We start from the raw sequence: 11,566 nt of genomic DNA, 5'->3' as shown, positions 1-11,566 counted from the left end.
GCGGGCGGCTCGGCCTCGCCGCCGCAAGCGGCGAGCAGCAGCATCGTCAGCAGGGCGGTCGGCAGGGTCGGGCGCATGGGCGGTTCCGGTTACTGGCGGTTGGTGCGCGGGTTGCCCGGCAGGGGCAGGCCCGGGGTGGCCCGGAACGGGTTGATGTCCAGGCCGCCGCGACGGGTGTAGCGAGCGTACACCGCCAGGCGGGTGGGCGAGCACTGGCGCAGGATGTCCATGAAGATGCGCTCGACGCAGCTTTCGTGGAAATCGCTGTGCTGGCGGTAGCTCACCAGGTAGCGCAGCAGGCCGTCGCGGGCGATGCGCGGGCCGGCGTAGCGGATCTGCACGCTGGCCCAGTCCGGCTGGCCGGTGACCGGGCAGTTCGACTTGAGCAGGTGCGACACCAGCACCTCGTCGGCCTTGAGCTCGGGGTCGGACGACAGGAACTCCGGCTTCGGCGGGCCGTAGTGGCTGATCTCCACCGGCAGGTCGTCGATGGAATCGCCCTCGAGGTTTTCGATCAGCGCGGCGTTGCTGGAACCGGCCGGCGTGAGCACCACGCTCACCGGCGCACCGGCGGCGGCGGACAGGTCGGCCACCAGCTGGGCGCGCAGGGTGTCGGCGTCGGCGAAACGCGCCATGGCGCAGCTGCCGAGGTAGAGCTTGAGGCTCTTGGATTCGATCAGGTTCGGCGAGGCCGCCGGCACGCGCAGTTCGGCCAGCGCGACGCGCGGCTTGCCGCGGTTGTCGAGCCAGCTCAGCTCGTAGGCATTCCAGAAATCCACGCCCACGAACGGCAGTTCGTCGCCGATGCCCAGCGCTTCACGCTGGCCGGCTCGCGGGATGGGGAACAGCAGGTTCGGGTCGTAGTCGGCGTTGTAGCTGACCGGCTTGCCCAGCAGGCTCGATTCGGGGGACGTCATGTCGCCCATTCTCCCACAACAAAAATAGGGCCAGAGTACTAATCCACCGGCCGGTGGATCAGCACCCCGACCCCGTGCCAACGCACCGGCCCAGGAGCTCAGAACGCGGCGTCGAAGGCCACCTCGCCCTGGACGCCGACCTGGTACGCCGAGACGCGCCGCTCGAAGAAGTTGGCCAGTTCCTGCACGTCCTGCAGGTCCATGAAGGGGAACGGGTTGCGGGCCCCGAAGCGCCGCGGCAGTCCCAGCTGGGCCAGGCGCTGGTCGGCCAGGTATTCCAGGTACTGGCGCATGTCCCGGGGCGACAGCCCCGCCACGCCGCCGCCCAGCACGTCCTCGGCGAAGGCGGACTCGCAGTCGACGGCCTCTTCCAGCATCCGGACCACCTCGGCCTTGAGCGCGTCGTCGAACAGGCCGGGCTCCTCCTCGCGCACCGTCCGGATCACCTCGAAGGCGAAGGCCATGTGCCCGCTCTCGTCGCGGAACACCCAGTTGGTGCCGCCCGCCAGGCCGTGCAGCAGCCCGCGCGAGCGCAGGTAGTACACGTAGGCGAAGGCCCCGAAGAAGAACAGGCCTTCGATGCAGGCGGCGAAGCAGACCAGGTTGAGCAGGAACTGCCGGCGCTGGGCCGGCGTCTTCAGCCGGCGCAGGTCCTGCACGCTGTCCATCCAGCGGAAGCAGAACTCGGCCTTCTTGCGGATCGACGGGATGTTCTCGATGGCGGCGAAGGCCTTGGCGCGTGCCGCCGGTTCGGGAAGGTAGGTGTCGAGCAGGGTCAGGTAGAACTGCACGTGCAGCGCCTCCTCGTACAACTGCCGCGACAGGAACAGCCGCGCCTCCGGGGCGTTGACGTGCTGGTAGAGGTTGAGCACCAGGTTGTTGGCGACGATCGAATCACCGGTGGCGAAGAAGGCCACCAGCCGCTCGATGAGGTGGCGCTCGGCCGGCCCGACCCGGGTGCGCAGGTCGTTGGTGTCGAGCGAGAAGTCCACCTCCTCCACCGTCCACGTGTTGCGGATGGCGGCGCGGTACATGTCGTAGAACTTCGGGTAGCGCATGGGCCGCAGCGTCAGGCTGTAGCCGGGGTCGAGCAGGCGGGGGGCGGTCACTGGCAGGCCTCGCAGGATTCGGGGTTCTCGAGCGAACAGGCGACGGCGGCCGCCGCGTCGACGGTGGCCTTGGCGATGCGGGTGGCGGGGCGCGAGCGCAGGTAGTAGGTGGTCTTCAGCCCCTTCTTCCAGGCGTGCATGTACATGGACGAGAGCGCGCCGATGTTCGGGCTCTCCATGAACAGGTTCAATGACTGGCTCTGGTCGATGAAGGCGCCGCGCTCGGCCGCCATGTCGACCAGGGAGCGCATCGGGATCTCCCACACCGTGCGGTACACCTCCCGCAGCGCGGCCGGGATCTCGGCGATGCCCTGCACCGAGCCCTCGGCGAGCTTGATGCGGTCGCGCATCTCCGGCGTCCACAGGCCGAGCGCCTTGAGTTCCGCCACCAGGTGGCGGTTGACCTGCAGGAAGTCGCCCGACAGCGTTTCGCGCTTGAACAGGTTGCTCAGCTGCGGCTCGATGCACTCGTAGCAGCCGGCGATGGAGGCGATGGTGGCCGTCGGCGCGATGGCCACCAGCAGCGAGTTGCGCAGCCCGTGTTCCATGATGCGCCGGCGCAGCGCGTCCCAGCGCGCCGGGTCGGCGGGTTGCACGCCCCAGGCCTCGAACTGCAGCTCGCCCGCGGCGGCGCGCGTTTCGGCGAAGGCCGGGTGGCGGCCGCGTTCCTGCGCCAGTTCGCAGCTGGCCTCGAGCGCGTGGAAGTAGATCTCCTCGGCGATGCGCGCCGAGAGCGCGCGCGCCCCGGCGGAATCGAAGGGCAGGCGCAGCCGGAAGAAGACGTCCTGCAGGCCCATGCAGCCCAGGCCCACGGGCCGCCAGCGCAGGTTGCCGCGGCGGGCGGATTCGATCGGGTAGTAGTTCAGGTCGATGACCCGGTCGAGCTGGCGCACGGCCAGGCGCACGGTTTCGGCGAGCTTGCCGAAATCGAAACCCTGCCCGTCGAGGTGCTGGCCGAGGTTGATCGAACCCAGGTTGCACACCGCCGTTTCGGCGTCGGACGTGACCTCCAGGATCTCCGTGCACAGGTTGGAGAGGTGGATGACGTTGCCGGGCCGCGCGGTCTGGTTGCTGGCGCGGTTGCACTTGTCCTTGAAGGTCATCCAGCCGTTGCCGGTCTGGGCCAGCGTGCGCATCATCCGGGCATACAGGTCGCGTGCGCGCACCTTCTTCACCGCGTGGCCGGCGGCCTCGGCCTGCCCGTAGGCCGCGTCGAAGGCTTCGCCGAACAGGTCGGTGAACTGCGGCACGCGCTTGGGGTCGAACAGCGACCAGTCGCCGTCGGCCTCCACCCGGCGCATGAACAGGTCCGGGATCCAGTGCGCCAGGTTGAGGTTGTGGGTGCGCCGCGCTTCGTCGCCGGTGTTGTCGCGCAGCTCGAGGAACTCCTCGACGTCGGCGTGCCAGGGCTCGATGTAGACGCAGGCCGCGCCCTTGCGCTTGCCGCCCTGGTTGACCGCGGCCACCGAGGAGTCGAGCGTCTTGAGCCACGGGACGATGCCGTTGGAATGCCCGTTCGTGCTGCGGATCAGCGAACCGCGGGAACGCACGCGCGTGAAAGACAGGCCGATGCCGCCGCTGAACTTGCTCAGCATGGCCACGTCGGCGTACTTGCGGTAGATCGACTCGAGCGTGTCCTCGGGCGAATCGAGCAGGAAGCAGCTCGACAGCTGCTCGTGGGTGGTGCCGGCGTTGAACAGGGTCGGCGAGCTGGGCAGGTAGTCGAGGCTGGCCATGCGCTGGTACAGCGCCAGCGCCCCGGGCACGTCCTCGCTCAGCGCGCAGGCGATGCGCAGGAAGAACTGCTGCGGCGTCTCGATGACGGTGCGCGCGGTGGGGTGGCGCAGCAGGTAGCGGTCGTAGAGCGTGCGCAGGCCGAAGTAGTCGAAGCGGCGGTCGAGCGTGGCGTCGAGCGCGTCGTTGAGCTTGCGCGCGTTGGCCTGCACGAAGCCCAGCAGGCGGTCTCCGGCCAGGCCCAGCTCATGCGCGCGCGCGACCGATTGCGAAAAGGCATGGATTTCCTGGCCGGCCACTTCCTTGCCGATGCATTCGGCCAGCAGGCGCGCCGCGAGGCGTCCGTATTCGGGCTCCTCGGCGGTCAGCAGCGCGGCGGTGCGGATCGAGAGTTCGTCGAGCTCACGGGTGCTGGCGCCGTCGTAGAGGCCCGAGATGGTGCGCGTGGCCACGCGCATCGGGTCGACGGCGTGCAGGCCTTCGCACTGGCGCTGCACGGCGCGCACGATCTTGTTGAGGTCCACCGGTTCGCGGCGGCCGCTGCGTTTGGTGACGGTCATGCCCAGCGCGGCGGCGGGCGGGGTGGGGGCGAACGGCGGCGCGTCGCCCTCGGCGACGGCGACGGCGGTGTCTTCCTGGTTCATGGTGTTCTCCGGTGCATGGCGCACGGCCGCCGCCCCTCCCGCGGAAGGCGGCGCACGGGAACGGGACGAAGGCGCGGCGCGCCATCGCGACCACGCCCCCGCGGGCGTCGGGACAACGGGAGGATGGAGAACGGGTGTCGCCGCCGGCAGGACCCGGCGCCACGACACCGGCGCCGTCTCCCCCCGGAGACCCTTGGGCCGGTCACCGCGCGGCGTGCATTCGCGCGGCTGTCGGCAGGTCTTCGGACTCGTGGACGCGAGGCGTAAGCGCCTCTCCTACTGGCCGTCGCTTCCCAGGCTCGTGCAGGCGGACCTTGAGGCCGGACCCACGTTCCCAGTGCTCATGACGGCGGTCGTTTCCACATACCGCTGCGGGGCAGTGCCGGATTCCCACCGGCTTCCCTATTAACCCAAGCGCTTGTGGCGCCCAGGACCGACAACCCCAAGATAATGGGGTTGGCGGGCGCGGGTCAATCCACTTCGTGGAGGTAGTCCAGGGCCACCTGGAGCATGGCGCGGGTGCCGACCCTGAGGGCCTGTTCGTCCAGGAAGAACTCGGGCGAGTGGTTGGACGGGGCCTTCAGGGCGTCCTGGCCGGCCGGGGTGGCGCCGACGAAGAAGAAGAAGCCGGGCACCTCGTTGGCGTAGAAGCTGAAGTCCTCGGCGCCCATGGTCAGGTCCATCTCCATCACGTTGCGGGCGCCCACCGCCTTCTCCAGGCTCGGCAGCACGCGCGCGGTCAGGCCGGGGTGGTTCACCGTCACCGGGTTGCCCTTGGTGTCGGGCACCTGCGCCACCACGGTGGCACCGTGCGCCGCAGCCACCTTTTCAGCCACGTTCTTGAGGTCGGCGAACACCGCCTGGCGCATGCCTTCGTCGAAGGTGCGAATGGTGCCGATCAGCTCCACCTCGTCGGGGATGATGTTGTAGCGGATGCCGCCCTTGATGGCGCCGAAGCTCACCACCACCGGCAGCTTCGAAATGTTCTGGCGCCGGCTGACGATGGTCTGCGAGGTGCCGATGATGTCGGCCGCGGCCACGATCGGGTCCACGCCGCCCCAGGGCCGCGAGCCGTGCGTCTGCCGGCCCTTCACCACGATGTTGAAGCGGTCCGAGGCCGCCATCAGCGGGCCGCTGCGGTAGCCGACCTGGCCGGCATTGAGCGTGCTGAACACGTGCAGGCCGAACACCGCCTCGGGCTTGAAGCCGTCGAAGATGCCCTGCTTCAGCATTTCCTCGGCGCCGCCTTCCTCGCCATCCGGCGGACCTTCTTCGGCCGGCTGGAACACGAACAGCACCTCGCCGGGCAGGTCGGCCTTGATGGCGGCCAGCGCTTCGGCCACGCCCATCAGGATGCCGGTGTGGGCGTCGTGGCCGCAGGCGTGCATCACGCCCACCGTTTCGCCGCGGAACGTGGACGTGGCCTTCGAAGCGAAGGGCAGGCCGCTGCGTTCGGTCACCGGCAGCGCGTCCATGTCGGCGCGGATGGCGATGCGCGGGCCCGGCTTGCCGCCGCGCAGCACCGCGGTGACGCCGGTGGTGGCCACGCCGGTGCGCACGTCCTCGAGGCCGAGCGCGCGCAGGTGTTCGGCCACCAGCGCGGCCGTGCGCGTTTCGCGGTTGCCCAGCTCCGGATGCTGGTGGATGTCGCGGCGCCAGGCCTGCACCTTGGCGTCGACCGTGGCGGCCAGCGCCTCCACGTCGGGCGCCTGGGCGAAGGCGGGGCCGCAGAGCGCGGCGGCAAGGGCGGAAACAAGCAGCAGACGGCGCATCGGCGTTCCCCTGGGGTGGTGGGCCGATGCTAGCACCGCGTTCGCGGCGTGGCTTGGCGGCATGGGCGCCGCGGTCGCGGCATGGCCTCTGTAGGAGCGCCTTCAGCCGCGAAGCTCTTCGCGAAAAGCTTCGCGGCCGAAGCCGCTCCTACAGGTTCCCGTTCTTGCGGACCGCCAGGGCGGCGGCCATCAGGGTGGCCAGCACGCACCAGCCCAGGTAGCGGAAGTCGGAGCTGGGCGCGAGCAGGAACAGTGGCAGGGCCAGCGCCCAGCCGGAGGCGGCGACGGCGGCGACCAGGCCGTCGCCCGCCGCACGCCGCCAGGCCACGAACGCGGCGAGCAGCAGCGAGACCAGCAGGCAGGGCCAAGCCGCGAACAGCGGCGTGTCCACCACGGCATCGAGCGCCGGCTGCAGCCAGCCATGCAGCCATCCGGACGGCGGCGCCAGCGCCGGGTTGTCGCGCAGCGGCACGACGGTGGGCTGCAGCACCAGGTAGTCGGGGTGCGCCTCCTGGTGCAATCCCACCAGGTACGCCGCCACCTCGATTCGGTGCGCGAAATAGGCGCGCGGGTGCTGCATCGGGAGCGCCAGCCAGGCCTCGCGCAGCGCCGCGAGCTGTCCCGGCGTGAACTCGCGATACTGCGGCAGCCGCAGCTGGCCCGAGGCGAAGCTGGGCACGTTCACGCAAGGCGAAAAATCGCGGCGCAGGACGGCGACGGTGAGGCCGGGTTCCACCCAGTCAGGCGGAAACAGCAGTTGGTCTTCCGCGATCGACACCGCCGCGATGTCCCACATCGCCACCACCGGCCACACCGGCGTGGCGCGCGTGCCGGGCGCGGCGTTCGCAATCCACGACACGCCCTGCACCACGATGGCCATGTAAGCCGTCATCGCCAGCACGCGCCACGTGGGCCCCGACCACTGCCGCCACGCCACCCAGGCCAGCAGCGGCAGCGCCGCCGGCAGTGCGTTGAGCCGGAAGGCCACGCCCGCGCCCAGCGCCAGCACCGCCGCGATGCGCAGCGAACGCCGCGGCGTGCGAAGTTCGGCGGCCAGCAGTGCCACCGCCAGCGCGAACCAGCCCATCATCCACAGGTCTTTCCAAAGGTGCGGCAGCAGCGCCAGCAGCGGTGGCCAGGCGCCGATGAAAACCACCGTGCCCGCGCGCCGCCACGCGCCACCCCCCAGCGCCTGCGCGAACGCCGCCATCGCCGCCCACCACAGCGACGCCTGCAGCAGCAGCATGCCGCCCGGGTCGGGCAGCACCAGGCGCGACAACTGCCAGATACGCACCATCACCGGCGGATGCGCCGGGTCGAGTTCGCCGGTCCGCGCCTGCCACCACTGCCAGGCCGAATCCCAGCTCAGGTAACCCGGCCAGAACGCCAGCAGGGTGAGCAGCAGCCCCGCCAGCGCCGCCAGCCAGGGCGCCGCGCGGCTCATGGCCGGTGCTCGCGGGCCAGGTATTCGGCGCTGCGCATTTCAATCAGGCGCGAGGCGGTGCGCTCGAAGTCATGCCGCAGCTTGTCGCCGGCATACAGCCACAGCGGTTCGGCCGCGGCGCTGAGCAGCAGGTTCACGTTGCGGTCGTAAAGCTCGTCCACCAGGTGCACGAAGCGGCGCGCGGCGTTGTCGTGCGCCACGTCCATCACCGGCACGTTCGACAGCAGCACGGTGTGGAAATCGCGCGCGATCTCGATGTAGTCGGCCGCCGCGCGCGGGCCTTCGCACAGCGCGGAAAAATCGAACCAGGCGATGCCTTCCGCCAGCGCCCGCGCCGGGATCGGCCGGCCGTTCACCGCCAGCGGGCCCTGTTCGCGCGGGCAGTCGGCGGCCAGGCGGCCGAAGTGGTCGGCCAGGCCGCGCTCGGCCTCGGGGCCCAGCGGCGTGAGGTAGGTCTCGGCGCGGGTGAGCTGGCGCAGGCGGTAGTCCTGGGCGCTGTCGAGGAACACCACGTGGCAGTGCGACTCCAGCAGCGCGATGGCCGGCAGGAAGCGCGCGCGCTGCAGGCCGTCCTTGTACAGGTTGCCGGGCACGGTGTTCGACGTGGTCACCAGCGCCACGCCGCGCGCGAACAGCCGCTCGAGCAGGCGGCCCAGGATCATCGCGTCGGCGATGTCGGTGACGAAGAACTCGTCCAGCACCAGCAGCCGCAGTTCGTCGGCCAGCCCGTCGGCCACCACCGCCACGGTGTCGGCGGTGTCGTCGGGCAGGGCCTGGATGCGCGCGTGCACTTCCACCATGAAGCGATGGAAATGCCAGCGCCGGCGCGGCACGCCCTCGAGCTGGTCGAACAGCAGGTCGTTGAGGAAGGTCTTGCCGCGACCCACGCCGCCCCACAGGTACAGGCCCTGCACGGGCGCGTCGTTGCCGAGTTTCAGCCAGCGTTTCCAGGCCGGCGCGGCGCCGCGCGCGCGCAGTTCTCGGTGGATGCGGTCGAGTTCGGCCAGCGCCGGCTGCTGGGCCGGGTCGTGCTGCCAGCGGCCGGCGGCGACGCCGGCGGCATAGGCCACGGACGGCGGCGCGCCCGCCGCGGCTTCAGCCATGGCGCGGCGGCGGCAGGTTCTTGCGCACGCCGTTCTTCACCGCGCCGCGCAGGTCCATCAGGCGGCGGTGGAAGAAGTGGCTGGTGTCGGGCATGCGCACCAGCGTGGGCTTGTCCTGCAGGCCGTCGATCCAGTCGTACACCTTCTGCGGGTCGACGATTTCGTCGGCCTCGGGCATCACCACCAGCCAGGGGCAGGGCGGCGGCAACACGCCGGCGAAATCGCGCAGGCCCACCGGCGGCGCGAGCGAGATCATCTGCTTCACCGGGAGCTGGCGCGCGCCCTGCAGGGCCACCCAGCTGCCGAAGGAGAAGCCGGCGAGCCAGAGCGCGTCGTCCGGGCGCTGCTTGCGCACCCAGTCGGTGACGGCCAGCAGGTCGAGCGTTTCGCCGCGGCCATTGTCGAAGCTGCCTTCCGACTGGCCCACGCCGCGGAAATTGAAGCGCACCGCCGCCAGGCCCAGTTCGCTCAGGGCGCGGGCGGTCATGGTGACCACCTTGTTGTGCAGCGTGCCGCCGTCGGGCGGGTTCGGGTGGCAGATGACGGCCACGCCGGCGCGCTCCTGGCCCGGTTCGGGCAGGTCCACCATCAGTTCGAGGCGGCCGGCCGGCCCGGCGATCAAGAGCGGGCCGGATTCGGTCGGGAAGGCGGGCACGGCGTCCATGCGCGGATGATAGCCCCTAGCGCGCCAGGTCGAGCCCGATCAGCAGCGGGTCGTGGTCGGACGCGCGCCAGGGGTCGCCGTCGGGATCGGCGCGGTAGTCGAACAGGCCGGCCTCGTCGGCGTTGGCATGCCATTCGGCGGCGCCGCGCAGGCGCGGGGCCAGGCCCGGGTCCAGCAGGGCGTGGTCCAGGCGCGCCGACAGGCCGGCGAACACGAAGGAGTACGGGCGCTCGAGCTTGGCCAGGGCGAAGGCGTCCTGCCAGCCCTTGGCGCGCAGCAGGCGCAGCGGGTCTTCCTGGGCGTGGGCGTTGAGGTCGCCGATGACCAGGTGGCCCACCGGCTTGGTCCCGGTCGGGTCGGTGGCCAGCCAGGCGTGCAGGCGTTCCGCGGATTCCACCCGGGTGGCGTTGAAGCAGGCCTGGCCGTCGCCAGAATCGGCGTCGCCGCCGGTGGCCTCGTCGCAGCCGCCCTTGGACTTGAAGTGGTTGGCGGCCACCACGAACACCGGCCCGTTGCCGGCCCGGAACGCCTGCGCCAGCGGCGCGCGGCTGCGGTCGCGGAAGGGGCCGTCGGCCAGCGTGGCCGGGCGCCCCACCGGCGTGAAGCGGCTGGCGCGGTAGATCAGGCCGACGCGGATGGGGTTGTTGCCCGGGCCGTCGCCGGCGTCCACGAAGCGCCAGTCGGAATGCGGGCCGGCGGCGTTGAGCGCGGCCACGAACTGCGCCAGCGAGGAGCGCGGGCCGAAGCCGTCGTTCTCGAGCTCCATCAGCGCCGCCAGGTCGGGCTGCAGCGCCTGCACGGTGGCCACCAGCTTGGCCTGCTGGCGCTGGTAGTCGGCCTGGCTGGCGGCGCCGCGCGCGGTGGGGAAGCCGCCGCCGCGGCCGTCGCCGTTGAACAGGTTGAGCAGGTTGAAGCCGGCGATGCGGCGGTCGCCCTGCACGTCGGGCGCGGGCGGGCGCGGGACCTGTTCGACCCGGGCGATTTCTTCGGTCAGCTGCAGGCGGTAGCTGCCGAAGCGCTGGTCGAGCACGCCGGCGACGCCGTGCAGGGTGCTGCCGACGCGCAGCGGGTGGGCGTCGTCCTGGCCGGTGGACAGGAACCAGGGCGTGCCCGGGTCCTGGGCGCGGCGGCCGTCGTCGAGGCGCAGCATCAGCCGGGCGTTTTCGGCGGCGATGGCCAATGCGGCGGCGCCCGGGGGTGCGAGTTCGGTGGGCGCGAACAGGCGGCCGCCGAAGCTCACCAGCAGTTCGCCGTAGCGGCCCAGGGCATCGTTGCCGGTCACCGTGAGCGGCGTGGCGATGGCCAGGCGCATGCCTTCGTAGCGCTCCCAGTCGCTGGCGGCGGCCGGCGCGGTTTCCAGCACGAGCGTGGTGGGCTTGCCGCCCCGGCCCAGGAATTCGACCGCGGTTGGTTCGAGCGTGGTCAGGGTGGCCGACCCTTCGCCGGCTTCCACCACCGTGCCGGTGGCGCGCACGCGGTCGCCCTGGCGCAGGCGCGGCTGGGCGTCGGCGGGACGGGCCAGGAACAGGCCTTCGGAAGTGGCGGGGTCGTCGTCGGGCGTTTCCGACTGCAGGAAGACGCCGCCCAGGCCGCCGAAGGGAAACGCCACCACGGCCTCCACCGTGACCACGCGGCCCTCGAGCGGGCTGCGTTCGCCGCTGCCCTGCACCTGGGCGATGGAGACCGAGCCGGCGGCGGCGCCGTCGGACGGCGCGGCATTGGCGGTGTCGGCCACCGGCGGCGTGCAGGCGGTGAGCAGCAGCGGGGCGATCAGCAGGGGCAGGTGGCGCATTCCAGGACTCCGGAAACGAAGACGCCGCCCGGAGGCGGCGTCGTCGGAAGGGCGTGGGCCCAAGCTTACTTCAGGTTGTCGACCATCCACTGCACGGTGGCGATGACCTGCTCGTCGCTGAGGTTGGGGTTGCCGCCCTTGGCCGGCATGACGCCCGCGGCGCCCTGGAAGCCTTCGATGGCGTGCTTGTTCAGGGTGTCCATGCCCTGGGCGATGCGGGCGGCCCAGGCCGCCTTCTCCAGCTTGGGCGCGCCGGCGGCACCGGCGGTGTGGCAGGCGCCGCAGAGGTTGGCGTAGATGACCGAACCGTCGAGCGTGCCGTCGTAGGCCACCTGGCCGGCGCTGGCGGCGGCCGCAGCCGCGGCGGCCGCGGCCTGGGCGGCGGCG

Annotated in this window: 9 protein-coding genes and 1 riboswitch; all 9 genes read right to left on the bottom strand. The window is 71.4% G+C overall.

What is annotated here, in order from left to right:
• Positions 1 to 89: 89 nt before the first annotated feature.
• On the bottom strand, positions 90 to 917 hold the full coding sequence (gene queF / locus N790_RS09380) for an NADPH-dependent 7-cyano-7-deazaguanine reductase QueF (protein WP_043803588.1): 828 nt from the start codon (positions 915 to 917) through the stop codon (positions 90 to 92).
• A 98-nt stretch (positions 918 to 1,015) separates the two neighbouring features.
• Positions 1,016 to 1,975 carry a ribonucleotide-diphosphate reductase subunit beta gene (locus N790_RS09375; RefSeq protein WP_084062815.1) on the bottom strand — a complete coding sequence of 320 codons (960 nt, stop codon included), beginning with the start codon at positions 1,973 to 1,975 and terminating at the stop codon, positions 1,016 to 1,018.
• 47 nt (positions 1,976 to 2,022) lie between these two features.
• On the bottom strand, positions 2,023 to 4,404 hold the full coding sequence (locus tag N790_RS09370; protein WP_043803587.1) for a ribonucleoside-diphosphate reductase subunit alpha: 2,382 nt from the start codon (positions 4,402 to 4,404) through the stop codon (positions 2,023 to 2,025).
• Between the two features lie 216 nt (positions 4,405 to 4,620).
• A riboswitch (cobalamin riboswitch) is annotated at positions 4,621 to 4,857 on the bottom strand.
• A gap of 17 nt (positions 4,858 to 4,874) precedes the next feature.
• The gene (locus N790_RS09365; RefSeq protein ID WP_043803585.1) at positions 4,875 to 6,176 is read right to left on the bottom strand and encodes an amidohydrolase; all 1,302 of its coding nucleotides are present in this window, start codon (positions 6,174 to 6,176) and stop codon (positions 4,875 to 4,877) included.
• A gap of 148 nt (positions 6,177 to 6,324) precedes the next feature.
• Entirely contained in the window at positions 6,325 to 7,620 is a 1,296-nt protein-coding gene (locus N790_RS09360; protein ID WP_043803583.1) for a hypothetical protein, read from the bottom strand.
• Positions 7,617 to 8,723, bottom strand: coding sequence for a cell division protein ZapE (gene zapE / locus N790_RS09355; RefSeq protein ID WP_043803581.1), 1,107 nt, complete (start codon positions 8,721 to 8,723; stop codon positions 7,617 to 7,619). Before zapE ends, N790_RS09360 begins: the two co-directional genes overlap by 4 nt.
• Positions 8,716 to 9,387: an alpha/beta hydrolase gene (locus tag N790_RS09350; protein WP_043803580.1), complete on the bottom strand. Its 672-nt coding sequence runs from the start codon at positions 9,385 to 9,387 to the stop codon at positions 8,716 to 8,718. The genes zapE and N790_RS09350 overlap by 8 nt, the downstream gene beginning before the upstream one ends.
• A gap of 16 nt (positions 9,388 to 9,403) precedes the next feature.
• Positions 9,404 to 11,179 (bottom strand): ExeM/NucH family extracellular endonuclease, encoded by a 1,776-nt coding sequence (locus N790_RS09345; RefSeq protein ID WP_156970024.1) that lies wholly within the window; start codon positions 11,177 to 11,179, stop codon positions 9,404 to 9,406.
• Positions 11,180 to 11,244: 65 nt separating this feature from the next.
• Positions 11,245 to 11,566, bottom strand: a 322-nt coding sequence (locus N790_RS09340) for a c-type cytochrome (protein WP_043803578.1), incomplete at its 5' end; no start/stop codon positions are given.

The organism is Arenimonas malthae CC-JY-1 (assembly GCF_000747075.1).
GTDB lineage: Bacteria > Pseudomonadota > Gammaproteobacteria > Xanthomonadales > Xanthomonadaceae > Arenimonas > Arenimonas malthae.
Note: the sequence above shows the minus strand (reverse complement) of the source record. Positions and strands in the feature narration are given on the sequence as shown.